This window comes from Streptomyces sp. 71268, assembly GCF_029392895.1.
Classification (GTDB): domain Bacteria; phylum Actinomycetota; class Actinomycetes; order Streptomycetales; family Streptomycetaceae; genus Streptomyces.
Map to the genome: position 1 here is coordinate 6214376 of NZ_CP114200.1, position 26531 is coordinate 6240906.

The following is a 26531-nucleotide window of genomic DNA, read 5'->3' on the forward strand; positions in this document are numbered from 1 at the left end:
CCCCATGAGCAAACGGCGTGCGAAGGACCCGGCCGTGGCTTCACTATCCCGCGCCGCTCGCTGTGCGGCCAATGTCAAAAGCCCATAACGTACAGGTGTTATGGCGGCCCAGGACTGGGCAGCAGATGTCCGTCGAACCTCCGACCACGCCGGCGGCGGACGGCTAAAAAATACGCGGCGCTCGCGGGAATAGCGCGCGTGCAGGGACCGTTAGGGTTGCCGGAACCACCGCCGAGACGGAAAGCAGGGAGCCGCACATGAGCACGGTGGAACTCACCAAGGACAACTTTGACGAGATCGTTTCCGGGAGTGAATTCGTCCTGATCGACTTCTGGGCTTCCTGGTGCGGCCCGTGCCGCACGTTCTCCCCAGTCTTCGAGAGCGCGTCCGAGCGCCACGACGACCTGGTCTTCGCCAAGGTCAACACCGAGGCGCAGCCGGAGTTGGCGGCGGCCTTCGAGATCCAGTCCATCCCGACGCTGATGATCGTCCGGGACAACATCGCGGTCTTCGCCCAGCCGGGCGCGCTGCCGGCCACCGCGCTGGAGGACGTCATCGGCCAGGCGCGCGCGCTGAACATGGACGAGGTACGCGCCTCGGTCGCCGAGGCGGCGGCCAAGCAGCAGGGTTCGAGTGACTGAACTGCTGCTGGTGCGGCACGGCGAGACGGACTGGAGCCGTTCGGGCCAGCACACGAGCTGGACTGAGCTGCCGCTCACGGAGCGGGGCGCGGAGCAGGCGCGCGCCCTCCGTCCGCCGCTGGCGACCAGGACCCTCGCGAGGGTCCTGGTCAGCCCGCGGGTGCGGGCGCGGGAGACGGCCCGGTTGGCCGGTCTGCTCGACCGCGCCGAGGTCGACAGCGACCTGAGCGAATGGGCCTACGGCGCGTACGAGGGCCGGACCACGCCCGACATCCAGCGCACCCGCCCCGACTGGTCCCTGTGGACCGACGGCGCCCCACAGGAGTCCCCCGAGCGCCCGGGGGAGAGCCCCGAGCAGGTCACCGCCCGGGTCGACCGGCTGCTCGCCGGGCTCGCCCCGCTGCTGGACGCGGACGCCGAGGACGCCGGTGACGTGCTCCTCTTCGGGCACGGGCACATCCTGCGGGCCGTCGCTGCCCGTCGGCTGGGCCTGCCGGTGGCGGCGGGCGCGTTGTTCCGGCTGGACACGGCGACCGTGAGCCGCATCGGCCTCGACCACGGGCGCCCCGCGGTCACCGGGTGGAACGTCCCGGCCAGCTGACGCCGCCGCCCACGAGCGCGCCCCGCGCGCCACCGAACCCCTTCGCTATCGCGCCACGGACGGTTCGACTCGCGACACGCGGCCACGGGGTCCTCACCCGGCCCTGGCCACCCGCTGGAGCAACCCCCAGGTGAACTCCGCGACGTACGGCTCCGGCGCCAGGTCGCCGCCCCCGGCCGCCCCGGCGGGCCCCGCCGGGGCGGTGAAGGCCAGCCGCCAGCGGGTCGGCGCCGTTCCCTCCAGGGGGCGGGCCGGGGCGAAGGCCCGCGCCACCTCGTCCACCGTGCACGACCAGGGCGCCAGGTCGGCGGCGGTACGAAGGGCCGGCCCCGCCGCCCCCGGGGCGCGGACCAGCCACTCGTTCCAGACCGCCCCGCCCGGACCGGCCAGCACCTCGAACCGCAGCGTGGGCCACAGCGGCACCGGCCAGCTCAGCGCCTCGCAGGTCAGATCCCCGATCCGGCGCCGGCCCACCGCCTGTGGCGGCCCCAGCACGGACCGGTAGCGCCGCGCGGCCCCCTGCTGTCGGGGCGAGCGCACCATGGCCTGCCAGCGGCGGTTCGCCTCGCGCAGGTCGGCCCGACTCACCCCCAGCTCCCGCAGCGCCTCCGCGACCAGTTCCCCCTGGTGGTCGGCCATCCGTCGGAGCAGTACGAGCTGGAAGTGCAGCGGCCCGAAGGCCGCCGGGAGCCCCCGCGCGCCGGAGGCAGCGAGCAACGACCTCCCGGCGGCCTCCTCCCCGACCCGCTCCCCGCTCCCGTCTCCGGTTTCCTCTCCGCTCCCGTCCCCGGCTTCCTCGCCGGCCACCTTCCGGCCCGCGCTCGCGGGCCCGGTGCCGGGCTCCGTGGGGTCGGTGTTCGCGCCGGGCGGGAGCGGCGGCCGGTCGGGGCCCGTCGGACGCTCGGGAGGCGCTGGACGATCGGGGTCGGGGGAGGCGGCGGGGCTCATGCCCCCATCGTGACGCACCCGGCAGCACGCCGGGGCCGAGCCCCCACCCCCTCGCGCGCGTGACGTACGCCGGCACGCTCGGCCGCCCGAGGAGGGCGTCAGGAGTTCGCAACGGGGACCAACACGCTTCCCGCGCAACGGAGTTGGCGCACGAGGTGCCGGTGGCCGGGTGTCCGGGCGGTCGACCGGTGTACGTCGTCAGGCGCTGGCGCGGACGAGCTGGGCCAGGTGTTCGGCCGCGAGGTGCAGCGGCTCGTCGTCGCTGGAGACGCGGCTGAGCAGCTCGGCGCCTTCGAGGGTCGAGAGGATCGTGCAGGCCAGGGCGGTCGCCTTGACCTCGGGAATCGCGCCTTCCTTGAGCTTGGAGGCGATCAGTTCGCGCCACTGGCGCAGCGCCTCGTCGGAGGTGCGCTGGATGACGGGGGAGCGGCCGATGATCTCCAGCGCGGTGGCCGCGACGGGGCAGCCGTCGGTCCAGTTGGACTCGCGCAGCGTGTCGGCCAGCAGGTGGGCGCAGTTCGCGACGGCCTCGGCGGGCTCGTCGGCGCTGGAGAGGCCCCGGCGCAGCAGGTCGGTGAAGTCGGCGGCGCCAAAGCGCAGCGCCTCGGCCGCGAGCTCCTCCTTGCCGGCGGGGAAGAAGTGGTAGAGGGAGCCGTAGGTGGCCTCCGCCTCCCGCAGGATCTGCTTGACGCTGGTGCCCTCGTACCCCTGGCGTTGCAGCAGCGTCGCCGTCGCCACCACGAGCCGGGTTCGGGTGTCACTGCGCGCTTCTGGCTGAGCAGTCGTCCGTTCCGTGGCGTTCATGCCACTCAGGCTACCGGATGGATCGATCGATCTACTCTGCTATCGTACGGACTAGAGCGATCGATCCATCTAGGGAAGGCTGATGTCATGAGTGACGCGTTCGTACGTGATGCGCACCCGGGTTTCGCGCGCATGTTCGGCGAGGGGAAGCTGACGGTCGGTCTCTTCCTGCCGCTGTGGCAGTACGCGGGTGACATGAAGGCCATGGCCGGCCAGGCGGAGGCCATCAAGCGCGCCGACGAGGCGGAGTTCTCGGCCGTGTGGGTGCGCGACGTGCCGCTGTTCGACCCCGGGTTCGGCGACGCCGGTCAGGTCTTCGACCCGTGGACCTACCTGGCCTGGCTGGCCGCGCACACCAAGCGGGTCTCGCTGGCCGCCGGCAGCGCCATCTTCACCCTGCGCCACCCCATCGACCTGGCCAAGCAGGCCGCCTCGATCGACCACCTCAGCGGCGGGCGCGTCGTGCTGGGCGCCGCCTCCGGCGACCGCGCCTCCGAGTTCCCCGCGTACGGCATCGACCACGCGACGCGCGGCGAGCGCTACCGCGACGCCGTGACCTGGTTCCGCGAGCTGACCGAGGCCAGGAACCCCTCCATCAGCTCCAGCCTGGGACGTTTCGGCGGCGGCGTGGACGTGCTCCCGAAGCCGGTGGCCGGGCGCATCCCGCTGCTGGTCACGGGCTCCTCGCAGCAGAAGCCGCAGTGGATCGCGGAGAACGCCGACGGCTGGCTGGTCTACCCGGGCGCCACGGCGACCCCGGCCGGCCCGAAGGCGCTGGGCCAGAAGGCCGCCGCGTGGCGCGAGCTGATCCCCGGCGGCCAGTTCAAGCCGGTGGCCACCAACGAGTGGATCGACCTGGTCGAGGACCGGAAGTACAAGCCCACCCCGCTGCGCGGCGGCTTCGTCCTGCGCACCGGCTCCGACGGCCTCATCGAGCTGCTCCAGCGCTGGCAGGACGCCGGCGTCAACCACGCCGCGCTCGGCGTGCAGCACGGCCGTCGGCCGGCCGCCGAGGCCGTGGCCCAACTGGCCGAGGAGGTCGTCCCGCACTTCCCCGCCCTGGCCGGGCCCGCGCCGCACCAGCCGACGTGGTGACCGAGTCCGTCACGCGTACCGCGCCCGAGGTGCGCGGCACCGACGCCGAGGAGTTCCGTGCCGTGATGCGGCACTTCCCCACCGGCGTCACCGTGCTGACCACCATCGGCCCCGCGGGACCGCACGGCATGACGGCGAACGCGGTGATGTCCCTGTCGCTGCACCCGCCCACGGCGCTGGCCGCGGTCAACCACGAGACGAACACGTACGCGATCCTGCGGAACGCGTCGAGCTTCGCGATCAACTTCCTGGCCGCCGACCAGGAGGAACTCGCGGTGCTCTTCGCGCGCTCCAACCCGGAGGAGGACCCCTTCGCCCGGGTCGCGTGGCGGCCTTCGCCCGAGACGGGGGACCCGGTGCTCGCCGCGAGCGTGGCCGTCCTGGAGTGCCGCCTGGAGCAGCGCATCCCGGTGGCGGACCACAGCCTGATGGTCGGCGCCGTCGCCGGCTCGTACATCCACCGGCCCGACGCCGCCCCGCTCGTCTTCACCCGGGGCGGCTTCCGGACCGTGACCGGGTCACCTCTCCAGCACGAGGAAAAAGATGCCTGAGCCCCAACGGAGAACGCTGGGCGAACTCGACCTCTTCACCGGCGCCCCGCAGCACGAGCGCTTCAGTCGGTTGCAACGGCTCCTGCCCACGAGCGAGTTAACCCCCGCCGCCCGGCCGTACACCTGGCCGCACGGCGCGTCGCTCAGCCTGCCGGAGACCTTCGCGTTCGACGGCACCGAGCTGTCGTGTGAGGAGTTCCTGACGGACACCGACACCGCGGCGCTGCTGGTGCTGGTGGACGGCGAGATCAGGTACGAGCGCTACACCCTCACCGGCGGCGTGGACGCGCAGTGGCTGTCGATGTCGATAGCCAAGAGCTACGTCTCCGCGCTGGTGGGGATCGCCGTCGCGGACGGGCACATAGCCGGGGTCGAGGACCCGATCAGCTCCTACGTGCCGGTGCCGGCGGGCTCCGCCTACGACGGGGTGTCGATCAGGGACGTGCTCCAGATGTCCTCCGGCGCCCGGTGGAACGAGGACTACAACGACCCGTCCTCGGACTTCAACCGGCTCACCGGTGCCACCCTGGAGGGCTTCGCCGAGGGCCTGGAGCGCGAGAGCGAGCCCGGCACGGTGTGCCGCTACAACTCGGCCGAGACCCAGTTGCTCGGCACCCTCCTGGCCAAGGCCACCGGTCGCTCGCTCACCGCGTACACGCAGGAGAAGCTGTGCGAGCCGCTGGGCACGGAGGCGCCCGGCTACTGGCTGGTGGACCCCCAGGGGACCGAGCTGGCGTACGCCGGGCTCAACCTGACCGCGCGCGACTACGCCAAGTTCGGCGAGCTGTACCGCAACGGCGGCGTGTGGCAGGGGCGGCAGATCGTGCCCGAGCAGTGGGTGCGGGACTCGGTCACGGTCGCCGCCGACCACCTGGCGCCCGGCGGCCCGATCATCGCCGACCACGCCGTCGACGTCGGCTACGGCTACCAGTGGTGGCTGCCCGAGGGCGACGAGGGCGAGTTCAGCGCGATCGGCGTGTACAACCAGTTCGTCTACGTCGCCCCCGCTCACCGGGCCACCATCGTGAAGCTGTCCGCCAACCGGCGCTACGGCACCACGACCGGCGAGCAGAGCAACCGCGAGATGGAGACGGTGGCGTTTCTGCGCGCGGTGGCGCGGCACGCCGCCTGAGGCACGCGGCCCCGTGACCGACGGCTGGGCCGACGGTCACGGGGCCAGGCTCCACCGGGCGGGCCGCGGCGGTGCTGGCCGCCGCGGCCCGTAGCTGGATCAGGCGGTCTCCCGGATGGCGCGGGCCAGGATGCGCAGGCCCTCGTCCAGTTGCTCCGTCGAGATGGTCAGCGCCGGCAGCAGCTTGACGACCTCGCTCTGCGGCCCCGAGGTCTCCACGATCAGGCCCAGCTCGAAGGCGCGCGCGCACACCTTGGTGGCCCGCTCCTTGTCGGCGAACTCGATGCCCCACACCAGGCCACGGCCCCGGACGCTGACGATGGAGCGCCGGTGCTCGTCGGCCATGGCCAGCAGGCTCGTCTCCACGACCTCGCCGCGGGCGAGGGTCTGCTTCTCCATCTGGCCGTCGGCCCAGTAGGTGTCGAGGGTGGCGGCGGCGGTGACGAAGGCGGGGTTGTTGCCGCGGAAGGTGCCGTTGTGTTCGCCGGGCTCCCAGACATCGAGTTCGGGCTTGAAGAGGGTCAGGGCCATGGGCAGGCCGTAGCCGCTGATGGACTTGGAGACGGTGACGATGTCGGGGACGATGCCGGCCTCTTCGAAGGAGAAGAAGGCGCCGGTGCGTCCGCAGCCCATCTGGATGTCGTCGACGATGAGCAGCATGTCGCGGCGTTTGCACAGGTCGGCCAGTTCGCGCAGCCACTGCGCGCGGGCCACGTTGATGCCGCCCTCGCCCTGCACCGTCTCCACGATCACCGCCGCCGGGTAGTTGAACCCGGAGCCCGAGTCCTCAAGCAGCCGCTCGAACCACAGGAAGTCCGGGGTGCGGCCCTGGAGGTAGTTGTCGAACGGCATCGGCGTGCCGTGCACCAGCGGCACCCCGGCGCCCGCCCGCTTGAAGGAGTTGCCGGTCACGGCCAGCGAGCCGAGGGACATGCCGTGGAAGGCGTTGGTGAAGGAGACGATCGACTCGCGGCCCTTGACCTTGCGGGCCAGCTTGAGCGCGGACTCGACCGCGTTAGTGCCGGTCGGGCCCGGGAACATCACCTTGTACGGCAGGTCGCGCGGGCGCAGGATGATGCTCTGGAACTTCTCCAGGAAGCTCCGCTTGGCCGTGGTCGACATGTCCAGGCCGTGCGTGATCCCGTCACGTTCGATGTAGTCGATTAACGCGCGCTTGAGGACCGGATTGTTGTGGCCGTAGTTGAGCGACCCGGCCCCGGCGAAGAAGTCCAGGTAGGTGTGGCCGTCCTCGTCGTACATGCGGCTGCCCTGCGCCCGGTCGAACACGGTGGGCCAGCTCCGGCAGTAGCTGCGCACCTCCGACTCCAGGGTTTCGAAAACGCTCAGGTCAGGGGGCGTGATGGTCACAGCATCCTCCGAGGGGGAACAAGGGGAAGGATCGAGAAGCCGTGTGGTGCCGGCTGCTGCGCAGTGCAGTGGGTCGCGGTCGCGGAGGCGGCCCTGGGGCTTGTCGACGAAGGGACTTCGGTGGCGGCACCGGTCGTCCGACCGGCGCCGCCACCCGTGGTGCAACAAGGGGACCGGCACGTGGCCCGCGCACGCCCCCCGGCGGTGTGGCAGGTGGTGGCACCCCTAGGCGCCGCGCGGCCGACGGGCGGCCGACAGGGCGAGCAGGGCGTAGATGGAGGCCGTGGCCGTGCCAGGGCCGAGCAACAGGAGGGCGACGCTCCAGTCGAGCGCGGCGGCCAGGCTGAGGGCGGCCAGCGCGATGGCGACCGCCACCGCGATCCCCCGCCGCTCGGGGCCGCGCGCCGCCCCCGCCCCGGTGGCTTCGGGACGCAGGTGCCGCCAACGGGCCCCCACGGCAAGCAGGTTGGTCAGACAGTAGGAGGCGAGGACGAGGGCGGCGAACCACCCGAGCGCCGTCTCGCCGGCCTGGCCCCCGGGCGGCGCGGCGTCCCGGGGGGACAGCAGCACGGCGTACAGCAGGGCCGGTGCCGCGAGGCCCAGCACGACGCCCAGCGTGCCGGAGGTGGGGGAGGAGCGCAGGGACGGCACCGTCGACTCGAGCCCCACCCACGCGAAGAGCAGCGGTACGACGAGCAGCGACGCCCCGCCCGGGAACGAGTCGCCCGTGTCGAGCGACAGCGACCGGGGCGAGAGCCACCAGAGCGCGGCCAGCGCCAGGACCACCACCGTCCGCCCGTCGCGCACCGCGGCCGACGGCGTCACCCCGGCCCAGGCCAGCGCCCCGGCCAGGAGCAGCACGGCCACCCCGAGGACGTAGGCCGTCGGGCCGGAGCCGGCGAACTCGCCGGCCGCACCGACCACGACGGCCTGTCCGATGGCGAAGCCGCCGAAGTACAGGCCGTGCACGACGTACGCCACGCCCGGCCCGACCCGCTCCCGTACGAACTCCGCCGCCCCGAGCCCGCGCGTCCCGCCGGCGGCCCCGACCAACAGGGCCCAGGCCAACAACGCCCCGGCGAGGACGAGCGAGGCCGATCCGCTCTTCGACACGGGTGCCAGTGCCGCGGGTACCAGCAGTGTTCCCGCTCCCAGAACCGCGGTCGTGGTACCGAACGCGGTGCGCACGACACTCATGCCGGCCCAGCTCACCCGAGCTTGTGGAAGACGTCCGGCAGCGGGGTCCTCACCTGCCGGCCCGCCGGCACGAGCAGCAGGTCCGCCAGCTCGGGCCAGCTCGGCATCCGCGTCGCCACGTCCACCGGGATGTCCAGGTGCTTGGCGATCAGGTGGGCCCACCCCGGCATCAGCGGCGCGGCCAACACCGACACCAGCGCCAGCGTCTCCACGTGCGTCACCAGGCGCGAGGCGTACGCCCGCTGCCCGTCCTCGGAGCCCTCGGCCGCGCCGCGCGCCTCGTTCAGCCGCGGCAGGTCCTTCACGGCCCGGTCGATGGTGGCCGCCAGCTCGGCCGCGGCGCGTTGCGGCGAGAAGGAGTTGGCCGACAGCGAGCCGGCGATGGCCTTGGGGAGTTCGAGCAGCGAGATGGTCAGCGGCTCGGTCAGGCCCTCGTGCTCCGGCACCGTCGAGCCGAAGTCCTCGGCCAGCAGCGACAGCACGGTCTGCGCCCACCGCTGCAACCCGTCGACGAGGATCGTCTCCACCGAGTTGACGAGCTCCTTCATCGCGAAGTTGCCCTGCTCCCGCTCCGGCCCGGTCAGGCACAGGTGGAAGCGCAGCGCGTCCGCGTTGACCTGGTGCAGGAACTCCCCGCCCCAGATCGCGTGGCCCCGGCTGGTGGAGAACTTGTCGCCCTCCAGCCGGTAGAACTCGTTGGTGATCACCTGGCTCGGCAGCGTGTAGTCGCCGTGCGCGAGGAGCAGCGCCGGCCACAGCACCGCGTGCGAGAAGGAGCAGTCGAAGCCCAGGAAGTTGACGATCTTGGTGTCCGGGTCGGACCACTGCTCCTGCCACAGGCCCGGCCGCCCCTGGGCCTCGGTCAGGCAGGCCGTCCCGGCCAGGTAGCCGCAGATGCCGCTGAACCAGGTGTCCAGGATGTGCCCGTCCCAGCCGTCCAGCGGCACCGGGATGCCGTAGTCGGCCTGCCGGCTGATCGGTGTCAGGGGCAGCTCGTTCTCGAACAACGTGTCCAGGTAGGCGCGCAGCCGGGGCCGCCACTGGCCGCCGTTCTTCGTGTAGTAGGCGAGCAACTGCTCGCGGTACTCCTCAAGCGGGAAGACGATGCGCTGGAGCGTGGTCAGCTCCGGGGTCTCCCAGCACGCCGTGCACTTCGCGGCGCCCAGCGCACCGGACTCCTGGGCCAGGCCGCACGCCTCGCAGTAGATGCCGTCCGACGGCGCCTCGCAGAACTGGCACTCGCCGCGGACCTCGGCCTCGTACAGGTAGCGCTCGCACCGGGGGCAGTGGAACACCGGCAGCTCGACGACCCTGAGCTTGCCCTCCTCCCAGAGCCGGGTGAAGAAGCTCTGGACGATCTCGGTGTGCTTGGGCGTCATCAGCGGACGGGTGAACCAGTCGTGGTGCATCGAGCCCAGCGAGAGGGTCTCCTCCATCCGGTTGCCGAACAGCAACGCGGTCTCGTACGGAGTGGACCCGATCTCGGCGGCGCGGCGCGGCACGTAGCAGGAGTGCTCGTCCGAGTAGCCGACGTAGCGCACCTCGTGGCCGCGCTGGCGCAGGTGCCGGCTCAGCACGTCCGCGCCGAGGAAGGGACCGGATATGTGACCCAGGTGCAGGTCCCCGTTGGGGTTGGGCGGCGCGCTGGTGACGATGTAGGTATTCACGAAACGCTGCTTCCTTCCGCGATACGCAGGGCGGAGACGACGTCGTCCGACGCGTGGGGGTACGTGACACCGGCACCGATACGGGCGTCCGGCGGCAGATCGTCCAGGATCACGGCGTGCGCGCCGATCCGGGTGTTCACACCGATGCACACCGGGCCGAGCACGCTGGCCCCGGTGCAGATGATCACGCCGTCCTCCACCACCGGGTGGCGGCGCGAACGGGCGGGTCGCTTCAGGTCCTTCCACCAACCCACCGAGCCGAGGGTGACCTGGTGGTAGAGCATCACATCGTCGCCGATGCGCACCGTCTCCCCGATGACCACGCCGGTGCCGTGGTCGATGAAGAAACGCCGGCCGATCGTCGCGCCCGGGTGGATCTCGATCCCGCTGACCGCCCGCGCCATCAGCGACAGCGCGCGGGCGATGGTGCGGTTGCCGCGCTTCCACAGGCGGTTGGCCAGCCGGTAGGTCCACAGGGCGTGGATGTGCGGGTACAGCAGGACCTCTCGGTTGCTGCGCGCCGCCGGGTCCTTGGCACGAACGGTGGCGAGGTCCTCGCGCAGCATCTCTAACACGGACTTATATGTGGGCATACGGAGCCTCCGGCGTGATCAGGTTGCCGTTCGCGAAACGCTGCGGACGGTAGGGCTCCAGCAGCGGCTCGCCGGCCTTGCCGATGACGGCCTCGCCCTCGCTTATCTCTCGTGCGGCCAGCTCGGCCACGGCGGGTGCCAACTTGAATCCGCCGCCGCTGAAGCCGAGGGCCAGGTACAGCCCGTCGGGCCCGGCCGGCCCGATCACGGGTCGCTTGTCCGGGGTGTAGCCGTCGTAGCCGGCGCGGGTGCCGACCAGCGGCGCGCTGTCCACGGCCGGCACCCGGCGGGAGACCGCCGCCACCGCCGCGTCCACCTCGTCGCGGGTCAGCGGGGCGGCACCCTGTTCCAGGTCCACGTCCGGGTGGCTCTGCACGCCGAAGAAGAACCGGTCCGTGCCGCCGGGCCGGAAGTAGCTGCCGATGGTGTCGTCGATGCAGGTCGGGAGCTGGTTGTCGGAGCCACGACGGCCGGCGCCGGGCAGCGCGACCTGGGCCAGCCCGATCCGTCGGGGAACGACCGGGACCTCGACCCCGAGGTGGGCGGCCGACTCGGCCCCCCAGGCGCCGCTGGTCAACACGACCAACGGCGCCTCGATGCGGCCCGCCGAGGTCTCCACCCCGGTCACCGCGCCCTCGTGCTCCAGCACCCGGACCACCCGCGTGCCCTCGGCCTCGCTGACCCCGATCCGGCGCGCCGCCGCGATCAGCGAGTTGGCCGTGGCGGCCGGGTCCGCGTAACCGCCGGACGGCTCGTACGCCACGGCGGCCACGCCCGCCAGGTCCAGGCCGGGAAAGAGGGTCCCGGCCTGGTCCGGGTCGATGACCTCGACCCGCTCGTACGACATCGCCTCGGCGGCCACGGCGGTGTTCACCCGCAGGGCCTCCACGTGCTCCTCGCCCACCAGCATCGCGAAACCGGTGCGCCGGTACCCGCAGTCGCCCCCGATGACCTCGCCCCACTGCTCGAAGGTGGGCAGGCTGAGCGCGGTCAGTAGGGTGTCGCAGGCCGTCGTGTGGTGCAGGCGCAGCAGCCCGCCCGAGCGGGCCGTGGCGCCCTGCGAGGCGATCCGGCTCTGCTCGCACACGACGACCCGCTCCAGGCCGGCGAGGGCGAGGTGGTAGGCGATGGCCGCCCCGATCACGCCGCCGCCGACGATGACGGCGTCCGCGCTCCGGGTAGCGGTCACTGACTCGGCCCGGTGGCGTCGTCCTCGATGCCGAACTCGGCCGCCCACTTGGCGCGCTCGGCGGCGATGGCCTCCGCGCTGCCCCACCAGATGGTGACGAACCGCAGTCGGGTGTCGCCGTCGTTGGTCAGCGCGTGGTCCTTGAACGGCGTCATCAGGATCGTGTCACCGGGGCTCACCCGGCGCTCCTCGTCGCCGAGGCGCAGCACGCCGGTGCCCTCGGTGATGAAGAACATCTCGTACTCGTCGTGGTTGTGCGGCGTGGAGGTCGCACCGGGCGCCACATCGACCCAGGCGCCGCCCCAGAACGGGGTCTCCGGGACCGCCTCCTCCCAGGGGAAGATGCGCCGGCCGCTGACGTTGAACTTCTCCTCGAAGGTCATGTCTTCCGGGCGTGTGGTGAAGAAGTGCACGATTGATTCCTCTCCTGAACAGTGCTGTTCCGACGGTGCTAGACGGCGAGGGCGGCGGAGGCCGCCTGCTGCTGGCGCGCGATGGTGGCCCGCAGGTCGCGGTGGACGGTGTCCGCCTTGGTCGCCATCTGACTGAAGGACGTCGCGCTGGCGATGCCGTGCCGCCACTCGGTCATTCCGTCGAGGTAGATGCCGACCGTGCAGCGGTCGCTGTTCTCGGCGCGGTAGGCGCGGGTGACGTTGAGGAGTCCGTCGGCGTCGCGCGACAGGTGGGGGGCGAAGGGCTCAAGCGCCGTCGGGAACTGCGGCTCCGTGTACCCGGTGCACAGGATCACCGCGTCGGCCTCGATGGCGCCCGCCTCCTCCGTGTACACCTCGGAGGTCGTCAGCCGCACCCCGCTCTCGGAGACCGCGAGGTCGGTGACCTCGACGCGGCGGTGCATGTGCAGCCGGTTGGTGCCGGACAACCGGTCCTGGTAGGCCGCCTGGTAGAGGGCGGTGGACACGTCGGGGTCCACGGCCGAGTAGTTGGTGGCGCGGGCGTGCGCGAGCGCCCGCTCGCGGGCCTCGCCCTCCAGGCCGTAGAAGTAGTCCGTCTCGGCGGGGAAGTACGCCTCGTTGCTGAAGTGGCCGAGTTCGTACATCTTGAAGCCGCCGTGCCGCACCAGCGAGTGGATCTGCGCCTCGGGGTGCTCGCCCGCCAGGTACAGGATGATCTCGCCCGCGGTCTGGCCGGCGCCGATGATCGCGAAGCGCGGTGCCCGGCCCAGGTTCTCGCGCAGCGCGGTCATCCGGGGCAGGAACTCGCTGGCGTGGAAGACCCGCTCGCCGACGTGCTTCTGGAAGGACTCCGGCACGTAGGGGACGTGGCCGGTGGCCAGTACCACGTTGCGGCTCAGGTGCTCGTGGGTGGCGCCGTCCCGGGGGTCGCGGCTGATCACCCGCGCGACGCGGACGGTGCCGTCGGCGTCGGTGACGGGCTCGACGCGCAGCACCTCCCGGTGGTACTCGGCCTGCCTGCGCACCTGGGCCGCGGCCCACTGCACATACTCCGACCACTCCAGGCGGCTCACGTAACCGCCCAGCAGCGTGAACGGGTAGAAACGCCCGCTTTGCATGAGGAAGTTGGTGAAGGAGAAGCGGGAGCGGGGGTCGCGCGGGGTGGCGAGGTCGCGCAGGAAGTGGTGCTGGATGTCGGTGCCCGGCAGGACCTGGTTGGGCTGCCAGGCCGACGTCGCGCTCCGTTCCAGGTAGACCGCGTCCAGGGGGCCGGTTCCCTGATGAGCGTCGTCGTGGTCCTCGATAGCGGCGGCGAGCGAGATGCCAGAGGGGCCGAATCCGGCCACCACAACGTCGTGGATGTGCATATTGGGGTGTCTCCCGTCGAAGGTCGCGGTCCGGTGGATCAGAGGGCGATCGGGACAGAGTCCGAGGGGTCGTCCAGCTTCTCGCCCAGCCGGGCGGCCAGTCCCTCGGCGAGGGTCCCGGTACGCAGCGACAGCAGACTGAACGAGCCGGCGTCACCGATGCCGTGGCTGGACTCGCACAGGCCGTTGAGGAACAGCGGCGGGAGGGCGTTCTCGTCCTCGTTGGAGACCAGCGCGTAGTCGCGGCTGACCTCGAGGCGGCCGTCCACCTCCTTCTTGAGGTGCTGCGCGACGGGGGCCAGCAGCGGCGGGAACAGCTCCTCGTGCGGGCCCGGGCCCATGTTGCGGAAGCCGGTGGCCAGCACCACGAAGTCGACCTCGTCGCGCACCTGCTCGCCGGTGTGCAGCTCCTCGAAGTCGATGACCACGCCCTTGTCGTTGGGCACGACGGAGGTGGCCTGGAGGTTGCCCTTCACGAACAGCCGCTGGTCGCCGTCGAGCTGCTGCTCGTAGATGGCCAGGTACAGCTCCTTGAGCACGTCACCGTCGGCCGAGGAGTAGTTGGTGGGCTGCATGTACGCGTCCAGCGCGCGGCGGCTTTCCCGCGAGGCGTTGAAGTAGTACTCGGTGAACTCGGGGAAATAGCCCTCTTCGCTGAACGGGCTGGTGTCCTTGAGTCGCAGCGAGTACGAACGCGGGTAGGTCATCACCCGGGCTCCGGGGAATTGCCGGTGCAGGTCGAGCGCGAGCTCGACGGCGCTCTGGCTGCCACCGATCACCGCGACCGCCTTCGGGGGCTCGTCGGCGGTGAGTTCCTTGAGCCGCGGCAGGTACTGGGTGAGGTGGAAGACGCGGTTGCTCTCCGCCGCGGCCGCGTCGTACGGGGTCGGCACATAGGGCGTACGACCGGGTGCCATGACCACGGAGCGGGCCAGGTACCTGCGGCCGGAACCGGTGGAGACCTCCCAGACGCGCTCGCCGGCGTTTTCCACCACGTCGATGCCGACGGCGTACTGGCCGCAGTCCACCTGGTGCGAGAAGAAGCTCGCCGCCCAGCGGATGTAGCCGGCGTACTCCTTGCGCAGCGGGAACTCGATCGGGAGGTTGAAGTGCTTGAGCAACCGACCCTGCTCGTGCAGGTAGTTGATGAAGCTGTAACGACTGCGCGGGTTCCGCAGAGTCACCAGGTCGCGGCTGGGGTGGTTCTGGATGTCGGAGCCGTCGAGGAGCATGCCGGGCTGCCAGTCGGGCGTCGGGCGAGCCTCAAGAAACCGTATGTCCAGGCTTGGATACTTCTCCTCTAATGCGATCGCCAACGCAAGGTTGGCAGGGCCGAAGCCGACACCGAGAACGTCGTGCACACGCGCAGGAAAAGACATGACAATTCTCCTCTTACTCGCATTGAGTTCAAGCCTAACGCTGAGGGCGTCGCGAATTGAGAACAAGCCCTGCAGGTGATTCAAACCGTATGCAGCTTTGGCGCGACATGCGGACAGGTTGCAGCGCAACCTGTCGGTACTTTCCTGGGCAGCCCAAATGCTTCTCCGGGCTGTACTGAAGGGGCGCTGTAGCGGCTCTCGGGCCGGCCTCAGATGCCTTCGAAAACCCGTAGAGAGGGGCGGGTTCGAGAGGCGCATCGATGCCGGATTTGACCGAGAATCAAGAGTTCCGCTTATCCACTCTTGCGGCAGCGAAGCTCCGCAGTCAAAGGGATTCACTGGTAACCGATAGCGACGATCACAGGCTGACGCCCGTCAGAAGGCAGCCGACGGGACCTTCATTGTTGGGCGCTGGAATTACTGTACCCCAAGGTCGCTAGCAACTGACGCTAAGTCCTTGTTTTTTGCGCATGGGTTGTAGCATGATCAACCACCATGGACAGAATTGATCGCATGATCCTCCATGAGCTTGAACGGGACGGTCGGTTAACCAATGCTGATCTTGCCGCCAAGGTGGGATTGACCCCGACGCCGTGCCTCCGGCGCGTCAGGAACCTGGAAAGAATTGGGGTCATACGCGGTTACCGAGCGGACCTGGATGGCAGTTTCCTGGACTCGGGATTCCAGCCCTTCGCCACGGTGGCGCTGAAACAAGGGGATTGGCATCTTATGACCGAATTTGAGGCCAAGGTGGCCGCCCTACCCCAGGTACTGGAAGCGCACCGGCTCTTTGGTGACCCGGACTACCTGCTGCGTATCGCGGTGGCGGACATCACGGCCTATGAGCGCTTCTACGCCGAAACCCTGTGCCGGTTGCCGGGAGTCGCACAAGTGACGACGCACTTAACCATGAAGGTAGTCAAGGGCAACCGGGGGCTACTCGCGGGACATGAGTGAAATCACACCCGGTGCCGAGGCGAACGCTTGCTTTCGATGAGGGCGAGATCGCCGCATGGAGACGTTTGAAGCCCTGGGAGCGATACGACATCGCTCCCGGGCGATCCATCCGAGGGCAGCTCGGGCCCGGCCTGGCGCCGCGCCGATTCGCACTTGAGGTGACTATGTCAAGCCTGCGTGATCGGTGAGGAAGCGCTGGTCGCAGCGGGTATATGGGGGATGGGCCGGCGTATGACGCGTTCGGCCCGCAATTCATTGATAAGCGTGGAAATAGGTTGGCCAAATCGAGCGCGGCGGGGCTCGGTTGGTGCCGTCGATAGCGATCACAAAGCGCACGCGCAGCGTACACTCACCGTTCATGACGGTTGATCTACGGCAATTCCGCTACTTCATAGGCGTCGCTGAGGAAGGCAACTTCACCCGGGCGTCGGGCCGGCTCAAGGTCGCCCAGCCATCGCTCTCCCGGCAGATCCGCCAGTTGGAGCGGGAACTCGGGTTACAACTCCTGATCCGACATCCACACGGCGTCACTCTGAGTGCCGCTGGGGCGGAGTTCCTCGTGAACGCCCGCGTTGCGGTAGCGGCGTTCGACGAGGCAATCGGCGCGGCGCAGCTCGCGGCCGAAGGCAAGAGCGGTCGTCTCAAGGTGGGCTTCCTGGTTGCCGCGGCCCTTGAATTCACTCCGCTCGTGCTACAGATGTTCCGCAAGCGCTTCCCCGATGTCAAGGTCGAGGTGCGGGAGTTTGACTTTAATGACACATCGGCGGGGTTGGCGGATCGCACGACAGATGTTGCCTTCCTTCGCCTCCCGCATCAGACATCGGGTTTGGATCACTTGGTGTTCACCGAGGAGCGACTGGTCGCCGCCATGCCGGTCGATCACCCGCTCGCGCGCGGCGTCGACGTCAGTGTTGCCCAGTTGCTCAAAGAACCACTCATCGCGCCGCCAGGAAATGGGGCGTGGCGAGATTTTTGGATGTTCAACGATCAGCGGGGTGGCGCTCCGGAAGTCGTCGGTGTCGAAGCCGCTTCTTTCGAAAGCGAGCTGCAGGCGGCGGCGGCCGGTCACGGGGTCAGTATCACCACCGAGGGCGCGTGCCGCTTCTATAATCGGCCTGACCTGGTGTTCGTCAACATCCGCGACGCGCCCATGTCCACCATCGCCCTGGCCTGGCGCGCGGACAGCGTCTCGCCGCCCCTGCGGCAGTTCATCGCTGTCGCGAAAGAGGCCATCGAGCAACAGTCGGGCAGTACGTAACCCCCGGACATCGTTGCCTGTACAGCGCACGTGATGTGTCCACCCTCTGCCCCCTCCACGCCCTTCGTCACCCTCCGAGATATCCGGCGTGACCTGCGACGCTCGCCGCTCCCCACAGCGTGAACCCGCGTCGAACGTCATGCCCGTCGTGACCCTCCTGCCCCTCCTGACACGATCCCGGCCCACACGACCAGCCGCAACACCCCCTCGGCCCGCTCGTGGGCATCTGCGTCCCGCCAGCCACGTACATGGCCAAAACGCATGGGTCGGCAAGGTCGCACCCGCATCATCGGGCGCACCCGCCACCCTTGGAAGGGGGAAAGCGGGGCATAAGCGCGATCGCGTACGACAGTCCGGTGGCTCGTACGGCTCCTCGCGCTGGCGCCCGGCGAACCCGCCGGGCGAGGCCCCGCCGCGGCGCCCCGTCGCGAGCCGCCCGCACCCCGCCCGGCCAGCGTCGGGTCGAGAACCGACACCGGTTCGCCGATGTGCCCCGGGCGGTGCCCCGAACCGTGGAAGGATGAGATCCTTCCGGTTCCGGAGCAGGTCAGCGCGCTGCGCAGGGTCACGGGTTAGTTACGTCACAGAGTCGTCCGGAGCCCGGCGGCAAAGGAGGCGCTAAGCGGAACCTCTTCCGCTAATCGCTCCGAGGCCACGTGAAATACGTTTCCGGCATATCTCTATTCAGATTCGCTATACCTGATCCCGCAGATCAGCGCCGTGAAGTTTCTGATAGCGTCACGGAGAGCCGACCTTTCTACACGGGAAGTAGGTATATCCGGGATGGACCTCACGGACGAGCATCCTGGCTTTCTCAGGATGTTCACCCCGGGCAAGCTGACAGTCGGCCTGTTCCTGCCGTTGTGGCCCTACACCGGTGACATGACGCGGATGGTCGGGCAGGGTGACGCGATTCAACTCGCCGACCGGTCCGGCTTCGCGGCGATCTGGGTGCGGGACGTACCCCTGCTCGATCCGAGCTTCGGCGACGTCGGGCAGGTCTTCGATCCCTGGACGTACCTGACCTGGCTGGCGGCGCACACCAACCACGCGGCGCTGGCCGCGGGGAGCGTCGTCTTCACCCTGCGACACCCGATCGACCTGGCCAAACAGGCCGCCTCGATCGACCAGTTGTCCGGCGGTCGCCTGGTCCTGGGCGCGGCCTCCGGCGACCGGCCGGCCGAGTTCCCGGCCTACGGGATCGACTTCCCGACGCGGGGCGAGCGTTACCGGCAAGCGGTGGAGATGTTCCGGACCGTCCTGGAGTCCGAACGCCCCACCGTGTCCTCCCCGCTGGGCCGCCTGAGCGGTGGCGTCGACGTACTGCCGAAACCGGTCAGTGGCCGTGTTCCGTTGTTGGTGACGGGTTCTTCGCAGCAGGACCCGGAGTGGATCGCGGAACACGCCGATGGCTGGTTGACGTACCCCGGGGCCATGGTCAACGCGGCCGGACCGAGGGCCCTGGGGGAAAACGCGGCCGCATGGCGAAAACTCATTCCGAGTGGCCGGTTCAAGCCGGTGGCGACGAATGCGTGGATTGATCTGGTCGAGGACCGGCGACACGAGCGCACGGCACTGCGGGCCGGATTCATCCTGCGGACCGGAACCGACGGCCTCCTGGAGCTGCTGGGGCGCTGGCAGGACGCCGGCATCAACCACGTGGCCCTGGGAGTCCAGCACGGCCAGCGACCGGCCGCCGAGGTGGTGGCCCAACTGGCCGAGGAAGTCGTCCCGCATTTCCCCGCGCTGACCGCGCCGGCACCCCAGCGGCCCGCGTGGTAGCGGAACAGTGGTAGTGAACAGCGGTAGTGGAGCAATGGAAACCCTGGGCAGCGAAGTGCTGGACACCCCCGTCGGGCCGTTGGTGGTCGTCAGTCACGAGGACGGCGCGGTGGCGGTGTGTGGATTTGCCCGTACGGCCGAGGAACTGTTCGACTCCTTGGACATACCGCACGAGCCGACTTCACCGCGAGGCGAGCCGACCGCCGCGGCAGCGGCTTTGCGGGCGTATTTCGACGGCGATCTCACGGCAATTGACGCCATAGAGGTACGCCAACCCGGTACGGCCCTGATGCAACAAGCCTGGCAACGTCTGAGGGATCAGCCCGCGGGGGTGACGATGACCTACAGCGAAATGCTTCCCAAGGCGCCGCGTGCGGCCGGTCGCGCCTGCGCGGTGAATCGGGTGGGCATTCTCGTGCCCTGCCACCGCGTGCACCGCACCGACGGCAACCTGGGTGGTTATACCTGGGGCCTGGACATCAAGCGCTGGTTGCGCCACCACGAAAACCAAGCTGACTCCCTCTTCTAGGAGAGCGCCCGATGACTGCTGCCTCCCCCAAGCAGCGATGTTTCACCGATGAGGAGTACCTGAGCCTTATCGAGACGTGGACCGCGGAACTACTCGACATCTCGGCGCACGACCTGGACGTCACGGTGCCCAGTTGCCCGGGATGGCGGCTGCGCGACCTCGTGCACCACGTGGGCAATATCGCGTACTTCGTCAACGCCGTCATCGACGCGGCCGGCCCGGAGCCGGAGTTCACCGACGCCACCCCACGGCCCGATCCCGAGGTCGCCGCGTGGGCGGCGGACCAGACGCACGCCATGGTCAAGCAGTTGCGCGCGCTGGACCCGGAGACACACGTCTGGAACTGGTCGCGCGAGCCCCAGCGACTCGACTTCTGGCCGCGCTGCATCGCGCACGAGGCGCTGGTGCACACCTGGGACGCGCACCACGCGCTGGGACGGGAACGCGCACTGCCGACGCGGGCCTGTCTGGACGGCATCGGCGAGATCCTGGACATCCAACTGCCGCTGCGTACCGAGGAGATCGCCGACGCCCGCTGGACGGCGGTCGTCCACGCCACCGACGAGGCGGCACAGGGGGCGCGGTGGTCCGTCACGATCGATCACGGCACGGTGGAGACCGTGCTCACCACCGGCCGCCAGGCCGCCGGAGAGCACGCCGACGACCAAGCCGACGTCCTGCTCAGTGGCCCGGCCGAGCATCTCTACCTCGGCCTGTGGCGCAGGGTTCCGCTCCCCCTCACGCACGGTGCCCCGGACCGGGTGCGGGTCCTGTGTACGGACTGAACCCGCCACCGCGATCCGGGGCACATGAGACGCACACCCCGAAGGCTTCCTATCGTCCCAACCCGGCGTAGACCTTCGGTTCCGAGACAGCCGGGAGCTGGAAGGCCGCACTGAGCGCGCGCACTGCCTCGGCCAACCGGGAATCGTGGCAGACCGCCGAGATCTGGAGCTCCGAGGTGGTGATCAGATCGATGCTGATCCGGTGACGCGCCAGCGTCTCGCAGAACTTGGCGAGAACGCCGGGGTCCGCCCGCATACCGAATCCGCGCAGCAATACCCTGCCGATGTGGTCGTCGAAGAGAACTTCGTCGAAGTCGAAGGCGGTACGCAGATTCGTCAACTGCGTCATCGCCCGCCAGCCCAGCTTGTTCGGGACGGTGAAGGTGATATCGATGCGATCGTCGGCCGATCGGTTCGCGCTTTGGGAAATCGTGCCAACGACGAGCCCGGAAACCGCAAGGGCCCGCAATATCTGACCAGTCACGCTCGGCTTGGTCGGAACGCCGATGAGGGTTATTTTCGCCTCGGACCGGTCCTGTGCGATGTCGGTGATCTTGGCCTGCTCCACTGTGCTCCCTTTCGCCGTGTCAGCAACTGCGGTGCCTGGGTCGAAAATGCAGGGGACTTGAGCTGGATGAATGCGCCATGCCTTCGGCCGCATTCGACCGATGAGGGTCACAGGGTACCTACCCCGCTTCTCGTCTTTTCAAGTGCCGGGCTGAGTAAATTCTCCTGAACCCCGCGGCGGCATAGAGATGTCGGGAGCGTCGGATGCGACTCTCCTTTTGAAAACCACCTCTTGGCAGCAGCCCTTATTGGTTGTAGATTTTCGGTGCCGGGGGAATATCCCCGTGCTACTTTCCGCGCGATTCGCGCAACCTCAAGACGAGATAGGCGATGATGAGTGATCTTATTTCTGCCGACCTAACGGAGTCTTGGCTCCTCAAGCCGAGCCCCCTGGACATCGGCCCGGAGCAGGTGGACGAGTTACTCGAAACCACCGTCACGCTGGTGCGCAAGCACGCGGACGGCGTGGCCGACGGGTCCGTGGCGCCCGTGTCGTTCGACAGCGACCAGATCCGCAAGTGGGTGGGCGAGTATGACTTCTCCACGCCCCACTCCGCCGAGTCGGTGCTGGCCGACGTGGCCACGGGGCTGGCGCAGTGGGGCGTCCATACCACCCACCCCCGTTACTTCGGGCTGTTCAACCCCACCCCGCACTGGTGGGGCGTCGCCGGCGAGTTGCTGACCGCCGCGTTCAACCCCCAGCTCGCCGCGTACAGCCACGCGCCGGCGGCGGTCGAGATCGAGCAGCACGTGCTGCGCTTCCTGGCCAGCCGGCTCGGCCTGCCGTCCCCGGTGGCCGGCTCGTTCACCACCGGGGGCGCCGAGGCCAACCTGAGCGCGGTGCTCATCGCGCTCACCCGGCACTTCCCGGAGTACGCCGACCGCGGCCTGGCGGCCGTTCCCGGCCAGCCGGTGATGTACGCCTCGGCCGAAAGCCATCTGGCCTGGCTGAAGATCGCGCACATGACCGGACTCGGCCGGGACGCGGTGCGACTGGTCCCGGTCGACGACAGCTACCGGATGGACATCAACGAACTCCGCAGGCTGCACGCCGCCGATGTCGCGGCCGGCATGCGGCCGTTCCTGCTCGTCGGCACGTCGGGCACCACCGGCGGCGGCGCCCTCGACCCGCTGCCGGAGCTGGCCGCGTGCGCCGCCGAGTGGAACACGCACCTGCACGTCGACGCGGCCTGGGCGGGCACGGTCGCCTTCTCCGACGAACTGCGCCCCATGCTGGCCGGTATCGAGCACGCGGACAGCGTCACCGTGGACGCCCACAAGTGGATGTCCGCACCGATGGGCGCCGGCATGTTCCTGAGCAGGCACCCGCAGGCGGTCGCGGAGAGCTTCCGGGTCAGCACCTCGTACATGCCCGCGGACACCGTGGGCAGCGACCCCTACACCAACAGCGTGCAGTGGTCGCGCCGGCTGATCGGTCTCAAGGTCTTCCTCGGGCTGGCCGTGACCGGGCAGGACGGTTACGCCACCCAGGTCGAACGCGACACCGCGCTCGGCCGGCTGCTCGCCGTCCGCGCGACGGAGAGCGGCTGGCACCGCATCAACGACACGCCGCTGCCCCTGGTGTGCGTCGTGGACCCGGCGGTCGACGAGCGGTTGAGCCCGGCGGAGAGCTGGGCCTGGCACTCGGCCGTCGCGGACAAGGTGGTCGAGCGCGGGCAGGCGTGGATCAGCCCGGTGCGTCTGTCCGGCCGCGCCGCGCTGCGGCTGTGCATCACGAGCTACCGCACCGAGGCCGCCGACGTCGCCGCGTTGGTGGAGGAGATGGACAAGGCCCGTATCGCCGTCGGAATCCCCGGCTGACGAGCGGTCACGACAGCGAGCCGGACCGGCACGCTCCGGTCGCCGAACACCCCGCCGCCGGCCCGCCGTTCCGGTGCCGGACCCGTGGTGTGTCGGCCACGGCACGCGCCGGACGAGGTATGAAGTACGCACGCCGCACGCGACAGGACGCCGCCGGTGGGGAGTCGGTAGGCGTCAGCGGCGTGCGGGAGCCGGGCCCCCGGGCCCGGCACGAGAGCAGGCTGCGGTCACGGCCAGCGTTGTCCACGCGCCGGAGGACACCCCCGGCGCGCCCGACCGCAGCGGGTGCGATGCGGTCGGGCCGCGAGGACCACTCGGTCAGAAACGCGGCCCGAACGAAACCCGCAAACCCAGCGGCCGAGCGTAACGACGCGCCCCGCGAACAGAATTGGTCGGCGCGACGTGGCCGGAAGTGGCCCGTCGCGCCGTCGTACGTACCAAACCCCCACGCCTGCCGCGGTGTTGAGGCGGGAGTTGAGCGACCGGGCCGGCGCGGAGGGGACGTGGCGCGCGGGGCGGTGGCGCAGCGGCGACCCGGCCACCGCGCCACCGCCCCGCGTGGTGCCTCAGGAGAAGTCCAGCTCCCCGGTCCGGGAGCGCTTGAGCTCGAAGAACTTCGGGTAGCCGGCCAGCAGCCGGGCCCCGTCGAAGACGCGCAGGGCCTCCTCGCCACGGGGGATGGCGGTCAGCACGGGACCGAAGAAGGCGACGCCGTCGATGTGCAGCGTCGGTGTACCTACCTCCTGGCCCACCGGGTCCATGCCCTCGTGGTGGCTCTTGCGCAGCGCCTCGTCGTACGCGGTGGTGTCCGCGGCGTCCGCCAGCTCCGTCGGCAGGCCGACCTCCGCCAGTGCCTCCTCGATCAGCTTCCGGTCCGCCTGGCGGCCCTCGTTGTGGATGCGGGTGCCCAGCGCCGTGTACAGCTCGCGCAGCACCCCCTCGCCGTGCTGCTGCGCCGCGGCTATGCAGACACGCACCGGGCCCCAGTTGCGCGCGAGGGACTCCTTGTAGCGCTCGGGTATGTCGTCCCGCCCCTCGTTGAGCACGGACAGGCTCATGACGCGAAAGCGCAGGTCAAGGTCGCGGTGCTGCTCCACCTCCAGAATCCAGCGGGAGGTGATCCAGGCGAAGGGGCAGGCCGGGTCGAAGTAGAAGTCAACGGAGTGGCGTGTGGTCTGATCGCTCATGGTCCGAACCTAACTATTCAGCGGGCTCTTCCGGGGTGATCTCCAGCATCCGTTGCAGAAGATCACGTAGCACCATGCGTTCCTGGTGCGAGAGGCCGGCCAGCGGCTCTCGCGCGAAGTCGAGCGAGCCGCGCAGCCGGACCGCGGTCTCCATGCCCGACTCGGTGGTGGCGGCGAGCTTGACCCGACGGTCGGTCGGGTCGGGGCGACGCTCGACCAGGCCCCGGCCTTCGAGGCGGTCCACGATGCCGGTGACGTTCGACGGCTCGCACTTGAGCTGCTGCGCGATCCGGCGCATCGGCATCGGCTCACGCGCGAGCAGCCCGAGCACCCTGGCCTGCGCACCGGTCAGCGCGTGCTGCGCCGCCGCGTGCTCGTACTCCTCGTGGTAGCGCGCGACGACGGTGCCGATGAGCTCGATGACCTCGAAGGTGAGCGGGTCGATGCGTGGGGCCATACGGGTCAGGGTACCGCGTTGCTTGACACCATGAAATATCCAAGTGCATGGTTGTTTCACCACCTGAAGTAACTGGAGGTTCCGCCGCATGTCCGTCACCCACCCGACCGGCCTCCCCGCGACCAGCCGCGCCTGGCACCTCGTCGCCCGCCCGAAGGGCTGGCCCACGCCGGACGACTTCGCGCTCCGCGAGATCGCGATCGACGAGCCGGGCCCGGGCGAGATCCTGGTGCGCAACACGCACATGTCGGTCGACCCCTACATGCGCGGCCGTATGAACGACGTCAAGTCGTACGTGCCGCCCTTCGGGCTGGACGAGCCGATGGACGGCGCCGCGGTCGGCGTGGTCGTCGCCGTCGGCCCCGACACCCCCGAGTATCGGCCCGGCGACCACGTCACGCATCGCCTGGGCTGGCGCGAGTACGCGCTGGTGGCGGGCAAGGACGCCAGCACGGTCAACCCGGACGTCGCCCCGCTCTCCGCCTACCTCGGCGTGCTCGGCATGACCGGCCTCACCGCCTACGCGGGGCTGCTGCGCTCGGCCGCCTTCCAGGAGGGCGACGCGGTCTTCGTCTCCGGCGCCGCGGGCGCGGTCGGCAGCCAGGTCGGCCAGATCGCCCGGCTCAAGGGGGCCTCGCGGGTCATCGGCAGCGCGGGCTCGGACGAGAAGGTGCGGCTCCTCCTCGACGAGTACGGCTTCGACGCGGCCTTCAACTACAAGAAGGGCCCGGTCGCCGAGCAGCTCAGGGAGGCGGCCCCCGACGGCATCGACGTCTACTTCGACAACGTCGGCGGGGACCACCTGGCCGCGGCCATCGACTCCCTCCACGTGCACGGCCGGGTCGCCGCCTGCGGCATGATCGCGCAGTACAACGCCACCGAGCCGACCCCGGCGCCGCACAACCTGCCGCTGATCGTCGGCAAGCGGCTGCGCATCCAGGGCCTGCTCGTCACGGACCACTTCGACCTGCGCCCCCAGTTCGTGAACGAGGTCGGCGGCTGGCTGCGCGACGGCAGCCTGCGCCACCGCGAAACCGTGGTGGCCGGCATCGAGAACGCCGTGGACGCCTTCCTCGGCATGCTGCGCGGCGAGAACGTCGGCAAGATGATCGTCAGCCTCGGCGACTGACAGCCCCCGCCCACCCGGGCGCCCGCCCGTGCCCACCGCCCGGGCGGGCGCCCGGGCCCGGCACGACCCCCGCGTCACCAGGAGGTGTCGCTGGCGGTCCACCGGCGCCGCGGCCACCGTCGGCCACGACGGTTCCGGGCCCCCGGTGATCTTCCGACCGGTCACCGCCTAAGCTGCGCCCATGCGAGATCTGGCGGCCGGCTTGGGCTATCTGATGAAGGGTCAGCGCTGGGTGGCCCGCCACCCCCGCTCGTGGGGGCTGGGCATGGTGCCGGCCCTGATCACCCTGGTGGGGTACGTCGCCGCGCTGGTCGCGCTCGGCTGGTGGACCGACGACGTCATCGCCTGGCTGACGCCCTTCGCCGACGACTGGGGCACACCCTGGCTCGGCCTGTTCCGTGGCGCGCTGGCGGTGCTGTTCTTCGGCGGCTGCCTGCTCCTCGCGCTGATCACCTTCACCGCGGTCACGCTCCTGGTGGGCCAGCCGTTCTACGAGTCGCTCTCCGAGCGCGTGGACCTGGCCATCGACGGCCACGTCCCCTCGTCGGGGCTGCCGCTCTGGCGCGAACTGCTCATCTCCGCGCGGGAGAGCACGGCCGTCCTCGCGCGCGTGGCGCTGTGGGGCACGCTGCTGTTCGCGGCGGGCTTCCTGCCGGTGATCGGGCAGACCGCGATCCCCGCCATCGACTTCTGCGTCTCCGGCTTCTTCCTCACCGAGGAACTGGCCGCCGTCGCGCTCGCGCGCCGCCGGGTCCCGCTCGCCGAGCGGCTGCGTCTGTTGCGCTCCCGCAAGCTGCTCGTCCTCGGCTTCGGCGTGCCGCTGACCCTGCTCTTCCTGGTGCCGCTGGCCGCCGTGATCGTGATGCCCGGTGCCGTGGCCGGGGCGACGCTGCTCGCCCGCGACCTGCTCGGCGAACCGACCTCCGACGACGGACCCGCCCCGGGCGAGGCCGCGGCGGGCACGGGCGGTGCCGGTACGGGCGCGCCGCACGGCCCCGTCGGCCCCACTCCGTACGGCTGAGTCGCGCGGCGCGTTCGGGCCGTGCGACATGACCCGTACGGCTGACGCCGCCGCGCCCCGCGCTGACCCGGTACGGTGGCGCGCCCGGCGGCG

26 protein-coding genes are annotated in these 26531 nt (G+C 70.1%); 13 read left to right on the plus strand and 13 right to left on the minus strand.

Annotation, left to right across the window (positions count from 1 at the left end):
- Window positions 1-257 precede the first annotated feature (257 nt).
- Complete coding sequence (trxA, locus tag OYE22_RS24625) at window positions 258-641, plus strand: thioredoxin (protein ID WP_277322425.1); 384 nt, start codon at window positions 258-260, stop codon at window positions 639-641.
- Window positions 634-1242: a histidine phosphatase family protein gene (locus OYE22_RS24630; RefSeq protein WP_277322426.1), complete on the plus strand. Its 609-nt coding sequence runs from the start codon at window positions 634-636 to the stop codon at window positions 1240-1242. The genes trxA and OYE22_RS24630 overlap by 8 nt, the downstream gene beginning before the upstream one ends.
- 93 nt (window positions 1243-1335) lie before the next feature.
- Here the strand turns inward: OYE22_RS24630 and OYE22_RS24635 are convergent, their stop codons facing one another.
- Both OYE22_RS24635 and OYE22_RS24640 read right to left on the minus strand, forming a co-directional pair.
- Entirely contained in the window at window positions 1336-1881 is a 546-nt protein-coding gene (locus tag OYE22_RS24635) for a hypothetical protein (protein WP_277324303.1), read from the minus strand.
- A 507-nt stretch (window positions 1882-2388) separates the two neighbouring features.
- Window positions 2389-2994, minus strand: coding sequence for a TetR/AcrR family transcriptional regulator (locus tag OYE22_RS24640; protein ID WP_277322427.1), 606 nt, complete (start codon window positions 2992-2994; stop codon window positions 2389-2391).
- 87 nt (window positions 2995-3081) lie between these two features.
- Between OYE22_RS24640 and OYE22_RS24645 the strand changes: the two genes are divergently transcribed.
- From OYE22_RS24645 to OYE22_RS24655, 3 genes are read left to right on the plus strand one after another with little or no spacing between them, the layout of a single operon-like run.
- Entirely contained in the window at window positions 3082-4089 is a 1008-nt protein-coding gene (locus tag OYE22_RS24645; RefSeq protein WP_277322428.1) for an LLM class oxidoreductase, read from the plus strand.
- Window positions 4086-4640, plus strand: coding sequence for a flavin reductase family protein (locus tag OYE22_RS24650; RefSeq protein WP_277322429.1), 555 nt, complete (start codon window positions 4086-4088; stop codon window positions 4638-4640). Before OYE22_RS24645 ends, OYE22_RS24650 begins: the two co-directional genes overlap by 4 nt.
- A complete protein-coding gene (locus tag OYE22_RS24655) occupies window positions 4633-5772 on the plus strand; it encodes a serine hydrolase (protein WP_277322430.1) in 1140 nt (379 codons plus the stop codon). Before OYE22_RS24650 ends, OYE22_RS24655 begins: the two co-directional genes overlap by 8 nt.
- A 99-nt stretch (window positions 5773-5871) precedes the next feature.
- Here the strand turns inward: OYE22_RS24655 and ectB are convergent, their stop codons facing one another.
- The 8 genes from ectB to OYE22_RS24695 form a co-directional block, all read right to left on the minus strand.
- Window positions 5872-7140 (minus strand): diaminobutyrate--2-oxoglutarate transaminase, encoded by a 1269-nt coding sequence (gene ectB, locus OYE22_RS24660; RefSeq protein ID WP_277322431.1) that lies wholly within the window; start codon window positions 7138-7140, stop codon window positions 5872-5874.
- Window positions 7141-7365: 225 nt separating this feature from the next.
- Window positions 7366-8253: a hypothetical protein gene (locus OYE22_RS24665; protein ID WP_277322432.1), complete on the minus strand. Its 888-nt coding sequence runs from the start codon at window positions 8251-8253 to the stop codon at window positions 7366-7368.
- Between the two features lie 95 nt (window positions 8254-8348).
- On the minus strand, window positions 8349-10004 hold the full coding sequence (locus OYE22_RS24670) for a class I tRNA ligase family protein (RefSeq protein ID WP_277322433.1): 1656 nt from the start codon (window positions 10002-10004) through the stop codon (window positions 8349-8351).
- Window positions 10001-10597: a serine O-acetyltransferase EpsC gene (gene epsC / locus OYE22_RS24675; RefSeq protein ID WP_277322434.1), complete on the minus strand. Its 597-nt coding sequence runs from the start codon at window positions 10595-10597 to the stop codon at window positions 10001-10003. Before epsC ends, OYE22_RS24670 begins: the two co-directional genes overlap by 4 nt.
- Window positions 10584-11786, minus strand: coding sequence for an FAD-dependent oxidoreductase (locus OYE22_RS24680; RefSeq protein ID WP_277322435.1), 1203 nt, complete (start codon window positions 11784-11786; stop codon window positions 10584-10586). Before OYE22_RS24680 ends, epsC begins: the two co-directional genes overlap by 14 nt.
- A complete protein-coding gene (locus tag OYE22_RS24685) occupies window positions 11783-12199 on the minus strand; it encodes a cupin domain-containing protein (protein WP_176161448.1) in 417 nt (138 codons plus the stop codon). Before OYE22_RS24685 ends, OYE22_RS24680 begins: the two co-directional genes overlap by 4 nt.
- Window positions 12200-12237: 38 nt before the next feature.
- On the minus strand, window positions 12238-13566 hold the full coding sequence (locus tag OYE22_RS24690) for a SidA/IucD/PvdA family monooxygenase (protein ID WP_277322436.1): 1329 nt from the start codon (window positions 13564-13566) through the stop codon (window positions 12238-12240).
- A gap of 38 nt (window positions 13567-13604) precedes the next feature.
- Entirely contained in the window at window positions 13605-14945 is a 1341-nt protein-coding gene (locus OYE22_RS24695; RefSeq protein ID WP_277322437.1) for a SidA/IucD/PvdA family monooxygenase, read from the minus strand.
- Between the two features lie 495 nt (window positions 14946-15440).
- Here OYE22_RS24695 and OYE22_RS24700 point away from each other — a divergent pair, with 495 nt between their 5' ends.
- From OYE22_RS24700 to OYE22_RS24720, 5 genes are all read left to right on the plus strand, one after another.
- Complete coding sequence (locus OYE22_RS24700; RefSeq protein ID WP_277322438.1) at window positions 15441-15902, plus strand: Lrp/AsnC ligand binding domain-containing protein; 462 nt, start codon at window positions 15441-15443, stop codon at window positions 15900-15902.
- A 358-nt stretch (window positions 15903-16260) separates the two neighbouring features.
- A complete protein-coding gene (locus OYE22_RS24705; RefSeq protein ID WP_277322439.1) occupies window positions 16261-17160 on the plus strand; it encodes a LysR family transcriptional regulator in 900 nt (299 codons plus the stop codon).
- 783 nt (window positions 17161-17943) lie between these two features.
- Window positions 17944-18942, plus strand: coding sequence for an LLM class oxidoreductase (locus OYE22_RS24710; protein ID WP_277322440.1), 999 nt, complete (start codon window positions 17944-17946; stop codon window positions 18940-18942).
- Between the two features lie 34 nt (window positions 18943-18976).
- Window positions 18977-19471, plus strand: a complete 495-nt coding sequence (locus tag OYE22_RS24715; RefSeq protein WP_277322441.1) for a methylated-DNA--[protein]-cysteine S-methyltransferase — start codon at window positions 18977-18979, stop codon at window positions 19469-19471.
- An 11-nt stretch (window positions 19472-19482) separates the two neighbouring features.
- Window positions 19483-20256, plus strand: coding sequence for a maleylpyruvate isomerase family mycothiol-dependent enzyme (locus OYE22_RS24720; RefSeq protein ID WP_277322442.1), 774 nt, complete (start codon window positions 19483-19485; stop codon window positions 20254-20256).
- Window positions 20257-20305: 49 nt separating this feature from the next.
- On the opposite strand, the gene OYE22_RS24725 is transcribed toward OYE22_RS24720, so the two are convergent.
- Window positions 20306-20824 (minus strand): hypothetical protein, encoded by a 519-nt coding sequence (locus OYE22_RS24725; RefSeq protein WP_277322443.1) that lies wholly within the window; start codon window positions 20822-20824, stop codon window positions 20306-20308.
- A gap of 329 nt (window positions 20825-21153) precedes the next feature.
- On the opposite strand from OYE22_RS24725, the gene OYE22_RS24730 reads away from it, so the two are divergent.
- Window positions 21154-22644, plus strand: a complete 1491-nt coding sequence (locus tag OYE22_RS24730; RefSeq protein WP_277322444.1) for a pyridoxal-dependent decarboxylase — start codon at window positions 21154-21156, stop codon at window positions 22642-22644.
- A gap of 566 nt (window positions 22645-23210) precedes the next feature.
- Here the strand turns inward: OYE22_RS24730 and OYE22_RS24735 are convergent.
- Together OYE22_RS24735 and OYE22_RS24740 are read right to left on the minus strand one after the other, a co-directional pair.
- The gene (locus OYE22_RS24735; protein ID WP_277322445.1) at window positions 23211-23831 is read right to left on the minus strand and encodes a DsbA family protein; all 621 of its coding nucleotides are present in this window, start codon (window positions 23829-23831) and stop codon (window positions 23211-23213) included.
- 13 nt (window positions 23832-23844) lie between these two features.
- Window positions 23845-24288 carry a MarR family transcriptional regulator gene (locus OYE22_RS24740; protein WP_187064306.1) on the minus strand — a complete coding sequence of 148 codons (444 nt, stop codon included), beginning with the start codon at window positions 24286-24288 and terminating at the stop codon, window positions 23845-23847.
- 88 nt (window positions 24289-24376) lie between these two features.
- On the opposite strand from OYE22_RS24740, the gene OYE22_RS24745 reads away from it, so the two are divergent.
- Both OYE22_RS24745 and OYE22_RS24750 read left to right on the plus strand, forming a co-directional pair.
- The gene (locus tag OYE22_RS24745; RefSeq protein WP_277322446.1) at window positions 24377-25417 is read left to right on the plus strand and encodes an NADP-dependent oxidoreductase; all 1041 of its coding nucleotides are present in this window, start codon (window positions 24377-24379) and stop codon (window positions 25415-25417) included.
- A gap of 181 nt (window positions 25418-25598) precedes the next feature.
- Window positions 25599-26438 carry an EI24 domain-containing protein gene (locus OYE22_RS24750; RefSeq protein ID WP_277322447.1) on the plus strand — a complete coding sequence of 280 codons (840 nt, stop codon included), beginning with the start codon at window positions 25599-25601 and terminating at the stop codon, window positions 26436-26438.
- The last annotated feature ends 93 nt before the right edge of the window (window positions 26439-26531 follow it).